The following is a 20132-nucleotide window of genomic DNA, read 5'->3' on the forward strand; positions in this document are numbered from 1 at the left end:
GCCGCCGTCGCACGTCGGTCTCAGCGGTCCTGCGCGACCCGGAATCCGAGGTTGCCCGTCGAGGAGACCGGTTCGCTGCCTTGCCGGGCGGAGACGCGGTAGCGGCGGCAGTAGGAGCGATGGCAGAGGTAGGAGCCGCCGCGCATGACCCGGCCCGCTCCCGTCGCGGGGCCGGTCGGATTCTGGGCGGGGCTGTGCCGGTAGTAGTCGCTGGAGAACCAGTCGGCGCACCACTCCCACACGTTGCCGGTGACATTGTGCAGGCCGAAGTCGTTGGGTGCGAAGGCGTCGACCGGGAGGGTGCCCAGGTGCGCGCCGGGGTCGGTGCGCGGGAACCGGCCGCGAAAGACGTTCATGCGTGGCTGGCCGTCCGGTTCGAAGTCGGGACCCCAAGGGAAGGGGTCGGCCGATCCGGCTCGTGCGGCGTACTCCCACTCGGCTTCCGTCGGCAGCCGCGTGCCCGACCACGTGCAGTAGGCCTGGGCATCGTCCCAGGAGACGTGCACCACCGGGTGGTCGAGGACGTCATCGATGTGCGATCCCGGTCCCGAGGGGCGGCGCCATTCGGCCCCTTCCACCTGCCGCCACCACGGTGCGCCCGCGACGCTCCTGGTCGGGGGTGCGTCCTCCGGCAGCAGACCGGCGAAGACGAACGACCAGCCGTATCGTTCGGCGTCGGTGCGGTAACCGGTCGCATCGACGAAGGCCGCGAAGGCGGCGTTGGTGACGGTGTACCGGTCGATGGCGAAGGGATCGACGGTCACCTCATGGCGGGGGCCTTCTCCGTCGCCCGGATAGGCCCATGCGCTCTCGTCGCCCATGAGGAACGTTCCGCCGGGGAGCGGCACGAGTGTGGCAGGCGCAGGGCCGCCGACCTCGGTTCCGGTCGGCGCGGCGGTGTGGGCTGTCCGTCGAGCGGTCGGCGCGCAGCATCCCGCGGATTCGTTGTCGGGGCGATCTGCCATGGCCGCCAGGATAGTTGCCCAGAGTGTGCGGAGGGAAAGCGGCGCGTCCGTGCCAGATATCGGTCTTCGCCTCGCCCGGATCTCACCCGCGAAGGATGAGGCGAGCGGCCCCGCCGCGGTGATCGAATCGCGAGGGCGGCAATACCACGATGTCGAGGAGTATCACGAGAGGGTTCCCTATGCGCGACAAGCATTTCGACGGCGTCATCACTCTCGACATCCGGGATGCGGGACTGATCTGGGTGGGCGGCGAAGATCCTCCACCGCGGGTGCGGCGGAGGACTTCCGGATCGGGCGGGGTCAGACGGCGGCGAAGCCGGTGCGCAGGTCGGCGAGGATGTCGTCGATGCCTTCGATGCCGACGGCGAGCCGGACCAGGCCCGGAGTGACGCCCGCGGCGAGCTGCTCCTCGGGGGTGAGCTGGGAGTGGGTGGTCGAGGCCGGGTGAATCACCAGCGAGCGCACGTCGCCGATATTGGCGACGTGGCTGTGCAGGGTGAGGGCCTCGACGAAACGCTTGCCCGCGTCCACCCCGCCCGCCAGTTCGAAGCCGATCACGGCGCCCGCGCCCTCGGGTGCGAGCGCGCGGCCGCGTTCGTACCACGGCGAGGAGGGCAGTCCCGCGTACGACACCGAGGTGACCTCGGGCCGCGCCACCAGGAATTCCGCCACCGCCTGAGCGTTGCGCACGTGCCGTTCGACGCGCAGGCTCAGCGTTTCGAGACCCTGGCTGATGAGGAAGGCGTTGAACGGCGAGATGGCCGCGCCGAGATCGCGCAGCAGCTGCACGCGGGCCTTGAGCGCGTAGGCGGGCGCGCCGAGATCGGCGTACCGGACGCCGTGGTAGCTCGGGTCGGGTTCGGTGAAGCCGGGGAACCGCCCGCCGGTCCAGTCGAACGTGCCGCCGTCCACGATCACGCCGCCGATGGCGGTGCCGTGGCCACCGAGATACTTGGTGGCCGAATGCACGACGATGTCGGCGCCGTGTGTGAGGGGCTGGATCAGGTACGGGGTCGCGACCGTGTTGTCGACGATCAACGGAACGCCCGCGCCGTGCGCGACCACCGCGATCCCGGGGATATCGAGGATGTGGTTCTGCGGGTTGGAGATCGTTTCGCCGTAGAGCGCCTTGGTGTTCGGCCGGATCGCCGCGCGCCACTGGTCGAGATCGTCCGGATCGTCCACGAACGACACTTCGATGCCGAGCTTGGGCAGCGAGTAGCGGAACAGGTTGTACGTGCCGCCGTAGAGGCGCGGGCTGGACACGATGTGGTCACCCGCGCCTGCGATATTGAGGATCGCGAAGGTCTCCGCGGCCTGGCCGGAGGCCAGCAGGAGCGCGGCGACACCGCCTTCCAACGCCGCGATGCGCTGCTCCACCGCATCCTGGGTGGGATTCGTGATGCGGGTGTAGATGTTGCCCGCCTCGGACAGACCGAACAGCGCCGCCGCGTGCGCGGTGTCGCGGAACGTGTACGAGGTGGTCTGGTAGATCGGCAGCGCCCGCGCGTTGGTGGTGCCGTCGGGCACTTGGCCCACGTGGATCTGCTTGGTATCGAAACTCCACGCGAGGGTGGGGTCGGCGGGCTGCGAGGATTCGGTCATCGTGTGCTCCAGTGCGAGAGGGCCCGAGCGGGCGGACGGAAGGTCAGACGGTGATCAGCGTGGTCTCGACCGGCGTGGGCGCGGTCGAGAGATCCAGCACGGGACAGTGCGCGTCCACGGCCCGCTGGAGTTCGGCGTAGCGTTCGGCGGTCTCCGGCCCGGCGACGCGGACCGTGACACGCACGGCCTGGAAGCCGGGACGCACTGTGTCGTCGATGCCGAAGAAGCCACGGACATCGAGATCTCCCTCCGCCGCCACCGCGATGTCGTCGACGGTGATGTCGAGTCGCTGCGCCCAGAACCGGTAGGTGACGACCTGGCAGGCGATCAGGGCCGCCAGGTAGACCTCGACCGGGTTGGGCGCGCTGCCCGCGCCGCCGAGCGCGGGCGGCTCGTCCACCCGAATCGTGTAGTCGCCCAGGGTGATCGCGCTGCCGACCGTGCCTTCCGGCACACCCGACGCACGAAAGACCACCTGCGCGCCCGCGGGATTCTGCGCGACCGCCCGCACGGTGGCCTCCGTGATGTCGTTCAACGACGTGCTCACATTCGCTGTCACGGCTACCGACGGTAGGAATCGGCCCGCGCTGTGGCGAGAGTTACATTCCCCGTGAGCTGAAAGGTAGCTACCGATGCTTCGGTGCGTCTTGCGCACGCCGTCGGCGAGTTGCCTTGCGCCTCAGCGGCTTTGCCGCACAGCAAACGGGGCGGCCCCCTTCTGGAGCTGCCTGATCGGCTCGAAAGGTTCGCTTCTATCCACCAGCTAGCGGTATTCGCGCAACAGCGTCCCACCGATAGCCATGCCCTCGGCGTTCGAGAGCAACCATTGTCACGGCCGAAATCGTGACGGCGACGCTGTCGAGTGACACGTCGATCCTGTCCGCTGTCGCAGCAGCGTCCACGGAAAGACCCTCGAACATCGGGTAGGCGATCGTGACGTGTGGCGCGGACGACGAGTTCTTCACCGGAGCATCGGCGAATACGGATAGTGTTGCGGCACGCAGTGTGTCGCGAAGGGAATGTATCCGCTCGACGGGCGAGGCAAGGAACCCGATCGCACCACGGAGATTGGTCAGCCGCTCGATCGTCAGGGCGAACGGTAGTTCTTCCTCGAATGCGCGTTGGGCCGCCTCGGTGATCGAGGCTCGCTGTTCCGGCGTACTTGCGCCGTCATGGGCGATTCTGTCCAGCGTGAGGTGCAGACCGTCGACCGGTGTCGGGTCGAAGAATCTCGAATCTATCGTTTGCTGGCAGTCTTTGGCCGCAGCATGAAGATCCGGTGCGTGCTCGAAGGTGAGGAACCAGTAGTGGCCGAGCGGACCGGCGCGCCCCGTACGCGGTTGTAGGTTATCCACGCTGCTCATCACGAGTATCCACACTTTTCAGCATGTCCCGGAGCGTCCGCAGTCCCGAGGTGTCGCCCCACCGGGCAGTTGCCTCACGTACGAACTCCGAACCTCGGCGTCGAACTTGCAGCATGAGCGTACCCCTGGATGGCTCGAGGGCGTCGAGCATGATGTCCGTCGCCGCGTCCAAGTCGGCGTCGTCGGTCAGAACGTGTGCCCGTGCCATGTCGATCATCACCAGCGAACGGCCCCAGGGAGAGTTGGTGTCGCTCATTTCAGGCAGGGCCAGGTGCGCGTACTGCTCGACTCTGTCCGGTGCCGCCAAGGATAGATACGCGGTGGCAGCGTTACCGGCTACTTGTGCTGCGCTGTAGCTGCCAAGAGAAATGCTCGATGGAACACCCTGTGGCGCAACACTTCCTGAAAGCACCTCGTACGCTTCGTCAACGGCACGATGCACACCCTCGCTATCTCCGAGTTTTCCTTTTGCCCGTGCCACACCGTTGATCGCGAGGCGAACACTCTGCGGTCCGCCTGCGGCGCGAGTGATCCCGTCCTCTGCGAAATGCACGGCCTTGTCGTAGTGGCCCGCGTAGTACTCGCAGAAGCTCTGCATCCCACGTGCCCACGCCATGAGGTTGCTGTCTTGGGCATAGCCACCAAGCTGAAAGGACTCCAGGCAATAGGAGCGGGCGAGTGAGAAGTTCGCGCACCCCACGGCGATGTAGCCGAGCAGTCCCGAGGTTTGGCAGGCGATCTCGAAGAGTTCGCGCCGTTGCCGCAGATCCCCGCACTCGTCGATGAGCGCTTCGAGCCAAGCCCGTTGCGTCGTGAGGGCTGGTAGCAGCCTTGTCGGACTCAGCGTTTCGTACTCGGTGATGGTCCGATACGTACAGTTTTGGAGCTGGTCGATGACACCGGGATCGATCGACCGGCTCAGCTTGTGGACGCGGGCGAGCACAGCAATCAGCTCTGTAGTGATTCCCTGATCAGAAGACGATGGCTCGCTCGCTGCACTGCTCTCGGTATGTGCCGTGCCGAGGATCTCGCCAACCATTGGTGCAGCACTCACATGCGTGGACCAGCGGGTCGGCTGGTGCCGCTTCCGCCATGCAGCCTCCCCTTCGGACACGATCTGCTCGAACCGCGCTCGATCTTCCGGCGTTGTCCGCAGATCGAGCGCGGTGTCCAGGATGGTCTGAGTGTTCGAACGCAACTTGACGGAGCTGAGGCCGGTCCGCCAGTTGTTGACGGTCGTCGCCTCCAGTCCGAGTAAGGCGGCGAAATCTCGAACCGATCGCCTCATGGCTTCTTGCAGCGCTACCGCTTCGAAGCCGGTCCATGCCCGCCCTCTGACCATTGCCCTATCTTACGATTCGTCGCCTTACCTGGGGAAATGCGTACTTTGGACGAACAGTACCCGACCATTACGCGGTCGCTCGTGCCAACGGCGAACCGGCACATTGATACCGGCGCCCGATACCAAGCTGACGCCGTATCCCTTCGGGCGGTGCACCTGCTTCAGTGAGCCGGAGCCGGTGGCGAAAGCCCTTGGTATCGCGCGCCTTTGGCCAGTGCTTACTGTTCCGCAGGGAAGGTGCTCTCCCAATGCCCGACGCGACACTTGTTCATCGACTCGCCACCATGACCCGGCCTGAAACCCACCGAGCACCTGAGCAGCCCTTCACAATCGACCAGGCGCACGCTGTGATGCAGTTCCACGTGGTTTGCCGGGCGAAGAAGTGCCCGCGCAAGGCCGCCGCACTCCAGACTCTGATCACAGCTGGCCGTGTCGTTCCTTCCCCTGATAGGCCACGGTGATCCGCCGTGCGGCCCCTCCGTCCCTCCCGGCGTATTCGGCACATTCACATCGAGTCCGGCGCACTGACGTTGGACTACCAGGCCAGCGCTGAACAGATCGAGAACGTGGTTGACGCGCTGGCTCAGGGCTTTCCGGAGTGGGCGGTGACTGTCGACGGCGACGTCCGCGCCGATCTGCCGCCGCTGCCGTGCGCCGAACTATGGGACTGAGTGGGTACCGCCCTGTTGTGAAGGGGCGGCCCCTTCCGGAGCCGCCCCGTGGTAGTCGCTCAGTTCTGGAGTACCCGCACCTTGTCGTCGGTCGATTCGCGGACCGGGGGAGTGTCCGCGTTCTCGCGCATCGGATCCAGCGCAGGATCGATGTCGATCGTGTTGCGCAGCGGGCGGTTCGGCAGCAGGGCGGTGGCGATCAGTGCGACGACCGTGGCCAGGGCGGCGATGAAGAAGATGCGGCCGGTCGCGTCGCCGTAGGAGGTGCGCACGATGGTCGCGATGGGGCCGGGCAGGGCGTCGAGATTCAGGTTGCCGCTGCCGGAAGTGCCGGTCTGGATGCCCAGCTTGGCGAATCCCTCCGTCGACAGTTCGCTCACCCGGGTGGCCAGCACCGAACCGAGCACCGAGACGCCGATCGCGCCGCCGAAGGTGCGGAAGAACGCGACGCTGCTGGAGGCGGCGCCGATATTGTGCACGCTCACCGTGTTCTGCACGGCGAGAACGAGATTCTGCATCATCATGCCGACGCCGAGCCCGACGATAACGGTGTACGCGCTCACCAGCCACAGGTTCGTCGCGTGGTCGATGGTCGACAGCAGCCCGAATCCGACCACCAGCAGTGAGCCGCCCGCGACCACGAACCGCTTCCACTTGCCGAAGCGGGTGATCAGCTGTCCGGAGCCGACCGAGGCGATGAACATGCCGACGACCAGCGGGATGCTCAGCACGCCCGCGGCGGTCGGCGAATAGCCGCGCGCCGTCTGGAAGTACTGGCCGAGGAAGGTGGTGGCGCCGAACATGCCGACACCGACCGCGATCGACGCGATGATCGCCAGTCCGGTGGTGCGCTCGGTGACGATCGGCAGCGGGATGATCGGCGACTCGACTCGCGATTCCACCCACACGGTCGCGATCAGCAGTAGCACGCCGCCGCCGACATACAGCGCCGACTCCCGCGAGACCCACTCGTAGTAGCCCGCCTTGCCCGCGAACGACACCCAGATCAGCAGCACCGAGACGCCCGCGGTGAGCAGCGCGGCCCCGAGCCAATCGATCGAGACGCCCGTCTTCCGTTCGGTGGGCAGCCGCAGGGTGCGGTGCAGCAGCACGAGCGCGATGACGGCCAGCGGCACGCAGACGAAGAAGCACCAGCGCCAGCCGAGCGGGCTGTCGACGATGACGCCGCCGAGGATCGGGCCGCCGGACATCGACACCGCCATCACGGCGCCCATGTAGCCGGAGTACCTGCCGCGTTCGCGCGGCGCGACGATGGTGCCGATGATCGCGACCGCCAGCGCGGTCAGTCCGCCCATGCCGATGCCCTGGATCACCCGCGCGACCAGCAGCAGGGGCACATTGTGGGCGAATCCGGCGATGATCGAGCCGATCACGAAGATGACGATCGCCGACTGGACGAGCAGCTTCTTGTTGAACAGGTCGGAGAACTTGCCCCAGATCGGGGTGGACGCGGCGTTGGCGAGCAGGGCCGTGGTGATGACCCACGCGTAGGCGGTTTGGGATCCCTCGAGATCGCCGATGATCGTGGGCAGCGCGGTGGCGACGATCGTGGTGCTCAGCAGGGCGGTGAACAGCGCGGCCAGCAGGCCGGTCATCGCCTCCAGGACTTCGCGATGAGTCATCGCGGCCGGATCGCGCCGCACGGGCGTCTCGACTGAACTAGACATCTACTCCCTGACTCTCCTTCGAAACCGGCTGGGGTTGCGCCGTTCCCGCGTGCTGCGCGTGCGCGGCGAGTGAATTCCTGAGCTTGCGTACCGACTCGCAGGCGTGTTCGGCCTCGTCCTCGCTCCAGTCCGCGAGTGCGGTCTGCAGGCCGCGCGCCCGCAACGCCCGGACCCGGCCGAGCAGGTCGCGGCCTTCGTCGGTGACCTGGATGAGGGTGGCCCTGCCGTCGCTCGGGTCGGCGTGGCGGCTGATATAGCCCGCGCCGACCAGTTCGGTGACGTGCCTGCTCAGCGCGGAAGCGCTGATGCACAGATCAACGGCCAGGTCGACCTGGCGGCATGGGCCCTTGGATTCCAGCGTGCCGAGCACGCCGATGCCGCCCGGCAGTAGTTGTCCTTCCTCCGGATGAAGAAGGGCGATCCGGATGGCCCTGCCGATGAGGTAGAGCTCCTTGATCAGGCTTTGCGCCGTATCGGGTGATACCGGCATGTTCACTCCCCGCGCACGAGATAACTTGCTTGCAGTCAGCAACTATATTTCATTTGCTTGAGCTAAGCAACTAAATTCTGTGGATGGAGGACTTCGGGCCTGCGGGGTGCCGGGCTACGGTGAGTACCGCACTCGTGCACCGATCGACTCCGGGGAGGCGTCTTGCGCACCATTGCCCGCGTACTGCTCGTTCTGCTGGCCGTCCTGTGCGGCGTGGTTCCGGCGCTGCCCGCGGCGACGGGAGCGCCGAACGCCGCGGCCATCGATGACGCGAGCGCGCGCAAGATCGACGAGTTGCTGGCCCTGCGCGCAACGGCTCCCACGGCGACCAAGGGGGAGCTGATCGAGTTGCTGTCGAGCCGGTTCCTCGGCACGCCGTACGAGGCGAACATGTTGGTCGGCTCCGCGACCCAGCCCGAGCAGTTGGTCGTCGACCTGCGGCGGGTGGACTGCTTCACCTATCTCGACTACGTCGAGGCGCTGAGCAGGTCCACCGACCGCGACCAGTTCGTGGCGAACCTGATCGAGACCCGCTACGCGGGCGGGCAGGTCGACTTCCGCAACCGCAAGCACTTCTTCACCGATTGGGCGTACGCGCCGAGAACCGCCGCGACCGATATCACCGCGACGCTGACCTCCGCCGCGGTGACCGTCGGCAAGCAGCTCAACGCGAAAGGGGATGGGGGGACGTATCTTCCGGGGCTGCCCGTGGTCGCGCGCGACATCACCTACATTCCGAGCGCCGCGGTGGACGAGCGCGTCATCGGACAGCTCCGCACGGGCGACTACATCGGCGCCTACTCCGACCAGCCCGGTCTGGACGTCACTCACGTCGGCATTGTCGTGATGACGCCGAACGGTCCGGTCTTCCGGAACGCGTCCTCGCTCGCCGCGAACAACCAGGTGGTGGATTCGCCGTTGGCCGACTACGTGCGGTCGACGCCGGGGATCGTGGTTCTGCGGCCGCTGTAACGTCCGGCCGTTGTGGTCTGCGTGGTATGCGGCTTCGACGGACCGACATTGTGGTGGAGTCGGCGCCCGGTCGCGCCATCGATCAGTTCGCGGAGGATGTCCGCGTGCCCGGCATGGCGGCCGGTCTCCTCGATCATGTGGGGGAGTGCCCACCGGATGCTGGGAGCAGGGCGTCCCGGCCGCGGCCGGGGGATCGGTGTGCCGAGGCAGGTGCAGTTTCTCAGCGCCGCGGCGTGCGGTGGAGTCGATGTAGTTCGCGCATCGCGCCTGCCAGTTCGGGGGCGGGGCCGTCGGTGGGGATGCCAGGGGCGACCTCGTTGATCGGCAGCGAGCGCACCGGGGCGGGCGGAACGCCGAGGTCGCTGAGCCATTCGGTCAGCTGCGCCGCCGAGCTCGCGTAGACGATGCGACCGAGACCGGCCCAGGCGTGGGCGGCCGAGCACATCGGGCAGTGCTCGCCGGAGGTGTAGACGGTCGCGGCCGCACGTTCGGCGGGTTTCAGATGCGCGATGGACCAGTGGGCGAGCTCGAGTTCCGGATGCCGCGTCGGGTCACCGCCGCCTTCCTCGTTCCTCGCCTCCGCGACGGCCCGGCCCCTGCTGACGAGGAGCGAGCCGAACGGCGCGTTCCCGCTGTCCAGCGCCTCCCGGGCCAAGTCCACGCAGCGTCGCAGGTAGCGGAGATCGGCATCGTCGAGCATGGTCCGAGCCTATGCGCCCGCGAAGTTTGCCGGTGGTGAACTGTGGCTGATCCACACGGGACCGGCGTCGGCCCCCGGGAGAGCCGCGCTTCATTGCACTATTTGGATATGCGCATCCATCGATGAGTTCTTTGGATCGGTGGGTGTCGCGAGCGTCGGGTAGCACTGCGCAAGGAGGGAAAGGGGTCAGCCCGACGTGCGCCGAGTGGCGGCGAGCGAGCCGAGCAGCGCCAGCGCTTCGGCGCTCGGTGTGGACGGTTCGGCGTGGTAGACGACCAGTTCTTGGCCGGGACTGGATCGTACGTCGAAGGTCTGCATGGTCAGCTCGAGCGGTCCCACGTCGGAGTGGATGAAGCGCTTGCGCTCCAACGATTTTCCGCGCGCGTCGTGGCGGGACCAGAGTTCGGTGAACTCGGGGCTCGCGTCCAGCAGTTCGGTGAGCACCTGGCCGACGCGCGGATCGTGCGGCGCCGCACCGTGTCCCAAGCGGAAACCGGCGACGACGTTGCGGGCCACGGCGGGCCAGTCGCGATAGAAGGTCCGCGCGGCCGGGTCGGTGAACACGGCGCGCAGCAGGTTGCGGGAGTGGGGCCAGCCGGAGAAGAGCGCGTCGGCGATGGCGTTGGCGGCCAAGACGTCGTAGGCGCGGTTGTAGACGATCGCAGGATTGTTCGGCCAGGCGTCGACCAGCTCGAGCAGGCTGGGGTCGACGCGGCCGTCGGCCGCCACGTGTGCGCGCGGACTGAGGCCGGCGAGGCGGAACAAGTGCAGGCGAGCGTCCTCGTCCAGGTGCAGAGCGGCGGCGAGCGCGTCCACGACCTGGGCCGACGGCCGTCGCTCCCGGCCCTGTTCGAGGCGGGTGTAGTAGTCCATGCTGACCCCGGCGAGCAGCGCCACCTCCTCGCGGCGCAAGCCGGGCACGCGACGGTATCCGCCCGCCACCGGCAGGTGGATTCGGGACGGAGCGACCTGTTCGCGCCGGGCGCGCAGATACGCCCCGAGTTCGGTTTCGGCCATGTTCGCATCGTAGGGCGCGATCCGGCCGAGATCCGGGGTGCGTTACTCCCAGGAACATTCCGGTCTCCCGGTGGTGGCCACCGGCTTCGAGAGTGGACAGGCGTCGACCACACGGTCGACCTGATGTCCGGCCGAATCGCATTCCACCCGGCGGACATCCGTGAACATTGCACTGCAGGGAGAGACCATGACAGACTCCGTCGCCCTCGTCACCGGCGCGAGCAGCGGCATCGGGCGTGCGGTCGCGCGGCGGCTGGCCGCCGACGGCATGCGCGTCGTCGCGGCCGCGCGGCGCGTCGACCGTTTGCACGAACTCGCCGAGGACAGCGGGGGCGCGATCGAACCGCGTGCCCTCGACGTCACCGATCGGGATGCTGTCCGCGCCGCCGTCGACGACGTCGTCGCACGGCACGGCCGGCTCGATGTCCTGGTCGCCAACGCGGGGGTGATGCCGCTGTCGCGCCTGGACGCCGGCTTGGTCGACGAATGGGACCGGATGATCGACGTCAACATCCGCGGCTTGCTGCACGGTATCGCGGCCGCGCTCCCGCACTTCCTCGCGACAGGCAGCGGCCACCTGGTGACGGTGGCGTCGATCGGAGCGCATGCCGTCAGTCCGACCGCGGCCGTGTACTGCGGAACCAAGTACGCGGCGTGGGCCATCACCGAGGGCCTGCGGCTGGAGGCGCCGCCCGGCATCCGGGTCACCACGATCTCGCCGGGCGTGGTGCACAGCGAGCTGGCCGACACCATCAGCGACCCGCACGCCAAGGCGGTCATGACCGAGTACCGCAAGCACGCGATCGCGCCCGAGTCGATCGCCGAGGCCGTCGCCTACGCGGTGGGGCAACCGCCGGACGTCGACGTCAACGAGATCATCGTCCGCCCGGTCCAGCAGCGCTGAGGTGCGCCCGGGGCAACGGCGGGCGCCATCGCCGCGTTCGGTGCCGCCGCCCCGGGATTCCGCCTGGCAGCGGCTATGGGCGGGGCATTGCCCTCACGGCGCTCCCGATCGCACCCACACCGCCGATCCCGGTCGCGCGATATCGGTAACGGGCCTGTGGCCGAACACGATTCGACCGGTAGAGCATCGGCCCGTGGAGGGGACGAGCATGATGATCGATCCGCAATGCGGTGGGGCCACACCCCGGTGTGCGGCTCCGCCCTTGCGGTCGATCGCCTGCTCTTCGTAGCGCCCGCTCGCGGCTCGGAGGTCGTCGGACGGCCGAGCGCCCAGCCCTGCTAACCCGGGGCTATCGAAACCGCCGAGGGCAACACCCGAGATCACGTCGAACGCATGCGACGGATCGACGAGCGCGAGAGACATGAATGCGAAACCCCGGCGAACCGGATCGCGTGCGGCCAAAGGTCTATCTCGAACGCGTGACATGAGGGAGGCTGGGGGTGGGTACGGCGTGCCGATCGGAGTCGTTCGGGAGCCGGAACCGTGACATCGTTCGAGGCCATTCGCTCTGTGCCCGATCCTGTGGTCGTCCGTCGACGGGCGGCGGTGGGTTCGGTGAGAGGGGAAGAAATGCGCGGCTTGACGGTGGCGGCGATGCTTGTCGTGGCGATGCTGTGCCCTGCGCCGGGTTCCGTGCACGCGGAGCCGATCGCGGCGTGGCCGAACTGGCAACCGGACCTCGACCGCGCCGTCGTCGTGTCGGGAGTGCCGGGCGCGCAGTTGGTGGTGAGCGGCGACTCCGGTGACGTGCAGCTCAACAGTGGCGTGGGCGATATCGGCACCCGGGCGCCCTTCCCCGATGGCGCGCAGATGCGGATCGCGAGCAACACCAAGGCATTCGTCGCCGCCGTCGCCCTGCAACTGGTCGCCGAGCAACGCGTCGACTTGGATCTGCCGATCGACCGATACCTGCCCGGCGTCGTCACCGGACCGGGCGGCGACGGGACTCGCATCACCGTGCGCAATCTGCTGCAGCACACCAGCGGCATCCCCGACTACCTGGACCAGGTGGATCTCGACAGCGTCGCGGGGATGCAGCGCTCGCGTCCGGCGTCCGAGCTCATCCGGGTTGCACTCGATGAGCCCGCCGAGTTCGAGCCCGGCGAGCGCTGGGGCTACTCCAACACCAACTACCTGATCGTCGGTTCGTTGATCGAGCGGGTGACCGGCCTTCCGGTGGGCGTGGAGGTCACGCGGCGGATCATCCTGCCGCTCGGACTGCAGAACACCTACTGGCCGGTGTACCCGATCGAGCAGGTGGTGCGCGGCCCGCATCCGCGCAGTTACCTCGTCAGGGGCACCGAACGCATCGACGTCACCGACATCGATCCGAACTGGGGGCTCGCCGACGGCGCGATGGTCGCCAGCGGACGGGACTTGAATCACTTCTTCATGGCATTGGTCTCGGGCCGGGTGGTCCCGCCCGCGCAACTGGAGGAGATGCGCCGGACGATTCCGACCGGTGTGCCCTTGCTCGACTACGAGATCGGTCTCGGGCTGTTCCGGAAGGTGAACAGGTGCGGCATGGAGACGTGGGGGCACGGCGGCTCGATCACCGGCAGCAGCGTGGTCGGCGCGGCCACCGACCGCTACGCGGTCACCGTCGCCATGAATCAGCTGCCCACCCTCGCTGCCTCGCTCGCCCTGCGCGGCAGCATCCAGGATGTGATCGACACGGTCATGTGCGATCTCGCAGGCTGAGTTGTCCTCCTGGCAACGAGCGTGAAACCGCTGTGCGCCGATCTGTGGGCGGGGATGATGCGAGAGTGGACGAGGCGACGTACCGGGAGACGAGGAACGCCCTGCACGGGGCTGCGGAACTGCTCATCGCCGGGCCGCAGTACCGGCGCGACGGGACGATCCGGCTGGGGGTGGTGCCCGGCGGGTTCGGTGGGGTGCGGCTGCCGGTGTCGGTGGATGGCACCGAACTGGTCGGGCCGTCGGGTCGCGTGCCGCTGTCCGGCAGCTACCGGCAGCTGGCGGACGCCGCGGGCATCGCGCCGGGCGCACCGGAAGGCGTGTACGCCGAGACCAGCGGGCGCGATCTCGACGCCGAGGTGCGCGTCGACGCCGAGGCCGCGGCGGTGATCGCGGACTGGTTCGCCCTCGGAGACGACGCGCTGCGCCGCCTCGCGCCCGACATCACGCCGGTGCTGTGGCCTGAGCACTTCGACCTGTCGAGCACGCTGGACGAGGTCAATTTCGGTGTGTCCCCAGGTGATTCGGCGCATCCCGGCCCGTACGCGTATGTCGGTCCGTGGGTCCGGCGCACCGGCGCATTCTGGAACGCGCCGTTCGGCGCGCTGCGCCCGCGCGAGCAGGCGCCCACCGTCGCCCAATTGCTCGAGTTCTTCGAGGAGGGCAGGGATCGCGCCGCGGCAGGTGACCAGAGCCGCTCGTGAGCCTGATCAGCCAACGGCCGCACCGGGTTTCGGTGCGGCCGCACGGGATGTTCTGAGGGGATCGGATGCTCAGCCCAGGCTGAACGGCGCGCCCCAGACGGTGAGGTGGGAGGCGACGTTCGCGGTCTCGATTTCGACGCGGATGAAGGCCCGCGCCTGCGCGTAGCCCGCGCATCCGTTCAGCGCGATGGTGGAGTCGGCCCAGGTGACCGACCCGGTGTTGCCGCGAAAACGGTTGACGGGCTTGTGATCTTCGTTGCCGAAGTCGTCGGGGACCTCGACGTCCATGAGGTAGAAGGACCGAGTCTGGCCCGGGCCGAGCGAGAGCGCGCCGCCGGTCTCCGCGCCGACGTTCGGTCGCACGTTCTGCCCGTTGCTCCAGTTGGCCCCGCCTTCCACCCCGCCCTCCACGGCGCCGCCGGAGATGTCCACCTGACAGCCGACGGTGTAGCCGGGGATGAGCTTGCCGCCCGGCCGGTCGCCCGCCCCGGCCACCTCGACCTGCGCGCTGCCCGACACCCAGGCGTTGCGATGCAGCGGAGTGCCGCCGAGCGAGGGATTGATGGTCACCGATTCGCCGACGAGCCGGACGGTGACCACCGTGCCGTCCGACAGCGTCTGCACTTTCTCGGCGCCGGGTAGCGGCACCACCACGTCGGCGCCCGCGGTGCCGCACGCGAGCGCGGCGACGCCGGCCGCCGCGGCCGTGACGGACCTTCCGATGTGCTTGCGACAGTTCATGTCTCTCCTTGTGAAGGCACCCGCCCGGTCAGGCCGGGATGGGTGCGTCGTCGTGTTCGGGTGCGGCCGGATCCTGGACGAAATCCTGGCGGCGGATCAGCACGAGCGCCGCCGCGCCGACGATCACGCTGGCGAGGCCGCCGATGGTCGCCACGGCGTGCAGGCCGGAGACGAACGCCGCGTGCGCGGCGTTGGTCAGTTCGGCGGCGTGCGCGGGGGAGGTTTCGGCCGTGAGCCGATCGATCGAGCCCGCGGCGATCGCGTCGACGGCCGCGGCGGGCACCGGCTGCCCGGACAGGCTGTCGGCGATCCTGGCGTGCGCGACCGCGCCGAGCACCGCGACGCCCAGCGCCGAACCCACCTGCTGGAAGGTCTCGTTCACCCCCGAGCCCATACCGGAGTCCTCCGGCGCGACGATGGCGACCGCGGCGTTGGCCCGCGGCGGATTGAACAGTCCCATGCCGATGCCCGCGACCAAGAACGGCAGCAGGGCCGCGGTCCAGTCGTCCTCCGGGCCGATGGAGTTCAGCAGCAGGAACCCGATGCCGGTGAGGATCAGGGCCGCGCCGATCAGCCGGTTGGTCGCCACCCGCACGCTCAATATGCCGCCGAGCACGCCCGCCACCAGCAGCATGCCGGTGAGCGGCAGGAAGCGCAGCCCGGTCTCGATCGCGGAGTGGCCGAGCACACCCTGCATCCACAGCACCCCGAACAAGATGACCGGGATGACCGCGAAATTCAGCACGAAGGTCGCGGCCGAGAGCGCGTCGAAGGTGCGATTGGCGAACAGCCTCAGATCCAGCATCGGATGTCTGCCCCGGCGCTGCACCAGCCCGAACGCCGCGACGAACACGACGCACCCGGTGAAGCACAGAATGGAGGAGCCCGCCGTCCACCCGGCCACCGGACCGCGAATGATCCCGTACACCAACAGGAACAGCGCCGCCGAGAACAGCACGAGCCCGGCCCGGTCCACCGGCCTGCTGCCGCGCCGGGCGCTTTCGGGCACCTTCGCCAGCACCACCAGCAGCGCCAGCAGCCCGGTCGGCACGTTCAGGTAGAACACCCAGCGCCAATCGATTTCGGTGAGCGCGCCGCCGACCAGCGGACCCGCGGCGACCGAGATTCCGGTCGTCATTCCGAACAGGCCGAACGCGGTACCGCGCTCCTTACCGTGGAAGGCCGCCGCCAGCATGGCAGGGCCGACGGCGTAGAGGATGGCCGCGCCGAGGCCTTGGACGCCGCGGGAAACGTTGAGCAGCAATGCACTACCAGCGACACCGCAGGCCACTGACGCCGCGGTGAACACCACGAGCCCGCCGGCGAACAGACTGCGCCTGCCCACCCGGTCCGCCAGCGAACCACTGGTGAGCAGGAACGCGGCCATGCCGAGCGCGTAGGCGTCCACCACCCATTGCAGCGCGCCGAAGCTCGCCGACAGGTCGGCTTGGATGGCGGGCAGCGAGACGTTCACCACGGTGATGTCGAGGGTGAGCATGAAGGTGGACACGCACACCGTGGCGAGCACCCACCATCGGCTTGGATCTGTGACCGGTTCGTGCACCGTCGAATTCGGCGCTGTCGTGGGGCGTGTGGTGGTCATGCGGTCTTGCTCCAGCCGTGCAATACGAAGACGGGGTGTTTGTGCGCCTCGGCGGCGAACTCACTCGGCGCAGAGCGCGGCGAGGCGTCGAAGTAGGGGATGGTCACCGGTGCCTTCCTGATGTACTGATGCAGCACCGCGCCCGCGCGATCGCCGTGCACCGCCTCGGCGCGTACCCGCTGTTCGTCGCCGCCGCGGTGCAGGCGGACGAGATCGCTGGCGCGCACGTTGTGCACCCAGCCCACCTCCCCGTAGGGGGAGACGAGCCACCGCTGTCCGTCGAATTCGATGATGCGCACCGGGTTTCGGCGCGCCAGACCGCTGCGCCGACCGGTGGTCTCCAGGATGTACATGCCGTCCGGCCCCGCGCCGCGCGCGGCCAACGCCATCACGGCGCGGTTGACCACCTTGCGGACCGGACCGGCTTGGTACTGCACTGCCATGCTCTATGTCCTTCCGGTACGGCGGGCCCGGCCAGAGGAGCCGGGCCCGCCGCGATACCGAACGATTACCGCGACAGCGCTGTCGAGGTTGCCGCCGAAGTGCCGAGCGCGTTTGCCGGATCGTCGCTCGGCCGGCCGGCACCGCCGGTCTCCGGAGCCGCGTCGGCTCCAGGTTCGGGAATTCCGTACTTGTCCCACCACCTCGCCAGCGGCGCGGGAGCCCACCACGCCTTGTTGCCGAGCAGCCGCATCGTGGCGGGCACCAGCAGGCCGCGCACGATGGTGGCGTCCAGGAAGATGGCCACCACCAGGCCGACGCCGATCATCTTGACGATCGTGATGCCGGAGAAGACGAAGGCGCCGAGCACGACGGCGAGCAGCAGCGCGGCGCTGGTGATCAGTCGTGCGGTGTGGCGGACACCGAAGGCCACCGACTCCACCGGATCACCACTGCGCACATAGTGCTCGCGGATGCGCGCCAGCAGGAACACCTCGTAGTCCATCGCCAGGCCGAAGGCGATCGCCATGATCATCATCGGCATGTTCGCGTCCATGAAGCCCGCGGGCACGAAATTCAGTGGGCCGGAGAGGAAACCGTACTGGAAGATCAGCGCCACGATGCCGAAGGTGGCGAACAGCGACAGCAGGTTCATCAGCACCGACTTCAACGGCAGCAGCACCGAGCCGAAGGCCAGGAACAGCACCGCGAACGACACCACCGTCACGATCAGCAGCATCCACGGCAGCCGCTCGGTGAGCATGTCGAGCAGGTCGGCCACCGCCGCGGGGCGGTTGGTGAACGACGCGGTGGCCTCGGCGGGCGGTTCGACGGCCCGCAGCTGCCGCACCACATCGCGGATCGGCGCGTCCATCGAGTCCAGCGAGTAGCCGAGCGTGACGCGGGCCAGGTCGCCCGCCGTGCCGGTGACAGTGGCGCTGTCCACGCCCTGCACGGCGCGCAGGCGGTCGAGGTAGCCCGAAAGCGCCTGCTGGGCTTGCGGACTCGCGGCGTCGCCGGGCATGTCGACCACCGCGGTGATCACCTTGGTCGGATCGAGCGGGAAGTCCCGATCGAGCTCCGCCGAGACGACCCGGCTGTCGGTGCCTGCGGGCAGCGCCCAGTCGGCGGGCCGCGACCAGGTCGCGCCGAGCAGCGGCAAGCCGAGCAGCACCAGTGCCAGACCGATGCTCGACGCGGCGAGCACCGGGCGGCGCATCACCGCGTGCGCGACCTTGTACCAGCGCGCGCCCGGCTCGCCGCGGCCCTTGCCGAACGACGGCAGCGGGATGCGCAGCGAATTGATGCGCAGGCCGGCGAAACGCAGCAGGGCGGGCATCACGATCAGCGCGCCGAGCACCGCGAACAGCACCACGCTGACGCCCGAGTAGCCGAGCGAGGTGAGGAACCGCGACGGGAAGATCACCAGGCCGCCGAGGGTGACCGCGACGGTGATGCCGGAGACGGCGACGGTGCGACCGGCGGTGGCCATGGTGATGCCGATGGCGTCGTCGACCGAGCGGCCAACGGCCAGCTCGTCACGGAACCGGTTGACGATGAGCAGCGCGTAGTCGATGGCGAGGCCGAGTCCGAGCAGGACGACCAGGTTGATGGAGAAGGTGGACAGATCGGTGAAGGTGCCGACCACGCGCAGTACCGCGAGCGAGCCGATCGAGACGACGACGCCGACCGCGAGCGGCAGCGCCGCGGCGATGGCGCTACGGAAGATGACGATCAGCAGAATCAGCAGCAGAGGGAAGGAGATCAACTCGGCGCGCGCGAGGTCTTCCTCGGTGATCTCGTTGAACTGGTCGTTCACCGCGACCAGGCCGCCGAAGCGGACCTCGAGGCCGGGCTGCTCGAACAGGTGCTCGATCTCGCGCCACACCACCACCCGCTTTTCCTCGATCTGGCCGGGCAGCTGCATGGAGATGTAGGTCTTGTGCCGGTCGGCCGAGACGAAATCGGGGGAGCCCGTGCTCCAGAACGTCTCCAGCCAGGTGTAGGAGTCGCGGGGGATCTTGGCGACCGCGTTTTCGACCCGCTCGCGGTAGCGCGGATCGTCGACGGTCATGTCCGCGCTCTCGTACATGACGACCACGTCGGCGACGTGCCTGCCGAGGGTGGTCTCCAGGATCTCGTCCGCGTGCGACGACTCGCTGGTCGGATCGTCGAGTCCGGCGCCGCCGCCGAGCAGATTGCCCGCGCCCGAGCCCCACAAGCCGCCGAGCAGGATGAACAGAACGGTGCCTACCACCACCCACCTGCGATGGGCGGCGGACCACCTTCCGAGTTTTTCGAACACGATTCCTCCACCTATATAGAGTCGAACTATCCACTACAGATAGTGCTGCTATCTATCTGGGAATGCTACGGCGGGTTGGCAAGAGCGGCAACAGCAATCAGACGAAGGCCAGGGCCCGCACCGGCGCGCCGAAGCCGCCGCGCAATTTCGCGGCGCCGACCACGAGCGTCGCGCCGCGTTCCGGCACGGTGTCGAGCGCAGCCAGGTTCTCGATGCCGTACCGCCCGGAGCGCAGCAGCATCCGGTGCACCATCGGCTCGAACCTGGTGCCGACGTCCAGGCTGCTGCTGTCGGTGCCGAAGCCGACGATGGAGCGTTCGGTGAGCAGGAATTCGGCGGCGTCGGGGCCGATGCCGGGAATCAGCAGGGCCAGCCGCAGCGGGTCGAAGGGCAGGTAGGCGGCGGGATCGTGGACCCGGTGGTACCAGCCGGTGTCCATCGCGACGAACGCGCCGTCGGGGATGCGGCCGTTGCGGCGCTCCCAGTCGAGCAGGTCCTCCACGTGCAGCTCGGTGGTGTTGTCCTGAGCCGCGCGCTCGGTGATGCGGACGACGCACAGCGGAGCGACCAGGTTCTCCACCGGGATCGCGTCGGCGCGCGCGAGACCCCGCTGCGAGTGCGCGGGCACGTCGATGTGAGTTCCGGTGTGTTCGTTCATGGTCCACTCGGCGGTGTTGAAGCCGATGATCTCCTCGAACATCACCTGACGTTGCACCGGCTGGCGCACGTACAGGTTGAACACCGGGAAATCCGGCCCCACCGCATGGGTCAGGTCGCGCACGCTGAAACCGCTCAGGTTCAGCGGTTGGGCCTGGGCGCGCGGCGCGCCGATCGCCCCGGCGGCGGCCGACGCACCCGCGAT

General features: G+C 68.3%; 19 protein-coding genes and 1 pseudogene. 5 read left to right on the forward strand and 15 right to left on the reverse strand.

The genetic code is table 11. The features are described from left to right. Positions 1-20 precede the first annotated feature (20 nt). The 5 genes from NL1_RS06245 to NL1_RS06265 all read right to left on the reverse strand — a co-directional run bounded on the left by NL1_RS06245 (position 21) and on the right by NL1_RS06265 (position 5276). Entirely contained in the window at positions 21-965 is a 945-nt protein-coding gene (locus tag NL1_RS06245) for a formylglycine-generating enzyme family protein (RefSeq protein WP_084510338.1), read from the reverse strand. A 300-nt stretch (positions 966-1265) separates the two neighbouring features. Beyond that, positions 1266-2570 carry a bifunctional o-acetylhomoserine/o-acetylserine sulfhydrylase gene (locus NL1_RS06250; RefSeq protein WP_067835267.1) on the reverse strand — a complete coding sequence of 435 codons (1305 nt, stop codon included), beginning with the start codon at positions 2568-2570 and terminating at the stop codon, positions 1266-1268. A gap of 43 nt (positions 2571-2613) precedes the next feature. Next, entirely contained in the window at positions 2614-3129 is a 516-nt protein-coding gene (locus NL1_RS06255) for an OsmC family protein (protein ID WP_067835269.1), read from the reverse strand. Between the two features lie 193 nt (positions 3130-3322). Continuing rightward, the gene (locus NL1_RS06260; RefSeq protein ID WP_067835271.1) at positions 3323-3934 is read right to left on the reverse strand and encodes a 2'-5' RNA ligase family protein; all 612 of its coding nucleotides are present in this window, start codon (positions 3932-3934) and stop codon (positions 3323-3325) included. After that, positions 3918-5276, reverse strand: a complete 1359-nt coding sequence (locus NL1_RS06265) for an NsdA family TPR-like regulatory protein (protein ID WP_156094683.1) — start codon at positions 5274-5276, stop codon at positions 3918-3920. The genes NL1_RS06260 and NL1_RS06265 overlap by 17 nt, the downstream gene beginning before the upstream one ends. A 467-nt stretch (positions 5277-5743) precedes the next feature. Between NL1_RS06265 and NL1_RS37285 the strand changes: the two genes are divergently transcribed. Next, complete coding sequence (locus NL1_RS37285; protein ID WP_156094684.1) at positions 5744-5947, forward strand: hypothetical protein; 204 nt, start codon at positions 5744-5746, stop codon at positions 5945-5947. A 59-nt stretch (positions 5948-6006) separates the two neighbouring features. Here the strand turns inward: NL1_RS37285 and NL1_RS06270 are convergent, their stop codons facing one another. Both NL1_RS06270 and NL1_RS06275 read right to left on the reverse strand, forming a co-directional pair. After that, positions 6007-7635: an MDR family MFS transporter gene (locus tag NL1_RS06270; protein WP_067835275.1), complete on the reverse strand. Its 1629-nt coding sequence runs from the start codon at positions 7633-7635 to the stop codon at positions 6007-6009. Further along, complete coding sequence (locus tag NL1_RS06275) at positions 7628-8125, reverse strand: MarR family winged helix-turn-helix transcriptional regulator (RefSeq protein ID WP_067835277.1); 498 nt, start codon at positions 8123-8125, stop codon at positions 7628-7630. Before NL1_RS06275 ends, NL1_RS06270 begins: the two co-directional genes overlap by 8 nt. 162 nt (positions 8126-8287) lie before the next feature. On the opposite strand from NL1_RS06275, the gene NL1_RS06280 reads away from it, so the two are divergent. Further along, positions 8288-9097 carry a DUF1460 domain-containing protein gene (locus tag NL1_RS06280; protein WP_067835279.1) on the forward strand — a complete coding sequence of 270 codons (810 nt, stop codon included), beginning with the start codon at positions 8288-8290 and terminating at the stop codon, positions 9095-9097. A 62-nt stretch (positions 9098-9159) separates the two neighbouring features. On the opposite strand, the pseudogene NL1_RS40385 reads toward NL1_RS06280, so the two are convergent. The 3 genes and pseudogenes from NL1_RS40385 to NL1_RS06295 form a co-directional block, all read right to left on the reverse strand. Continuing rightward, positions 9160-9303: pseudogene (locus NL1_RS40385) on the reverse strand (mycothiol transferase); the annotation flags it as partial. A 14-nt stretch (positions 9304-9317) separates the two neighbouring features. Beyond that, positions 9318-9797 carry a nucleoside deaminase gene (locus tag NL1_RS06290; RefSeq protein ID WP_067835281.1) on the reverse strand — a complete coding sequence of 160 codons (480 nt, stop codon included), beginning with the start codon at positions 9795-9797 and terminating at the stop codon, positions 9318-9320. 186 nt (positions 9798-9983) lie between these two features. Next, on the reverse strand, positions 9984-10814 hold the full coding sequence (locus tag NL1_RS06295; protein WP_067835283.1) for a helix-turn-helix transcriptional regulator: 831 nt from the start codon (positions 10812-10814) through the stop codon (positions 9984-9986). A 187-nt stretch (positions 10815-11001) separates the two neighbouring features. On the opposite strand from NL1_RS06295, the gene NL1_RS06300 reads away from it, so the two are divergent. The 3 genes from NL1_RS06300 to NL1_RS06310 all read left to right on the forward strand — a co-directional run bounded on the left by NL1_RS06300 (position 11002) and on the right by NL1_RS06310 (position 14180). Further along, entirely contained in the window at positions 11002-11718 is a 717-nt protein-coding gene (locus NL1_RS06300; protein ID WP_067835331.1) for an SDR family oxidoreductase, read from the forward strand. 615 nt (positions 11719-12333) lie between these two features. Next, complete coding sequence (locus tag NL1_RS06305; protein ID WP_156094685.1) at positions 12334-13479, forward strand: serine hydrolase domain-containing protein; 1146 nt, start codon at positions 12334-12336, stop codon at positions 13477-13479. 65 nt (positions 13480-13544) lie between these two features. Beyond that, on the forward strand, positions 13545-14180 hold the full coding sequence (locus tag NL1_RS06310; protein WP_067835288.1) for a hypothetical protein: 636 nt from the start codon (positions 13545-13547) through the stop codon (positions 14178-14180). Positions 14181-14249: 69 nt separating this feature from the next. Here NL1_RS06310 and NL1_RS06315 read toward each other — a convergent pair whose 3' ends face one another. From NL1_RS06315 to NL1_RS06335, 5 genes are all read right to left on the reverse strand, one after another. Further along, positions 14250-14921, reverse strand: coding sequence for an MspA family porin (locus NL1_RS06315; protein WP_067835290.1), 672 nt, complete (start codon positions 14919-14921; stop codon positions 14250-14252). A 28-nt stretch (positions 14922-14949) separates the two neighbouring features. Then, complete coding sequence (locus tag NL1_RS06320) at positions 14950-16524, reverse strand: MFS transporter (protein WP_084510339.1); 1575 nt, start codon at positions 16522-16524, stop codon at positions 14950-14952. Continuing rightward, positions 16521-16967 (reverse strand): nitroreductase family deazaflavin-dependent oxidoreductase, encoded by a 447-nt coding sequence (locus NL1_RS06325; protein WP_067835292.1) that lies wholly within the window; start codon positions 16965-16967, stop codon positions 16521-16523. The genes NL1_RS06320 and NL1_RS06325 overlap by 4 nt, the downstream gene beginning before the upstream one ends. Positions 16968-17032: 65 nt before the next feature. Beyond that, positions 17033-19222, reverse strand: a complete 2190-nt coding sequence (locus NL1_RS06330) for an MMPL family transporter (RefSeq protein WP_218024370.1) — start codon at positions 19220-19222, stop codon at positions 17033-17035. Positions 19223-19367: 145 nt separating this feature from the next. Further along, positions 19368-20132: cyclase family protein (locus tag NL1_RS06335; RefSeq protein WP_162272692.1), on the reverse strand; the 765-nt coding region annotated here is incomplete at its 5' end.

The sequence above is a fragment of the Nocardia lijiangensis NBRC 108240 genome (assembly GCF_001613045.1).
Classification (GTDB): Bacteria; Actinomycetota; Actinomycetes; order Mycobacteriales; family Mycobacteriaceae; genus Nocardia; species Nocardia lijiangensis.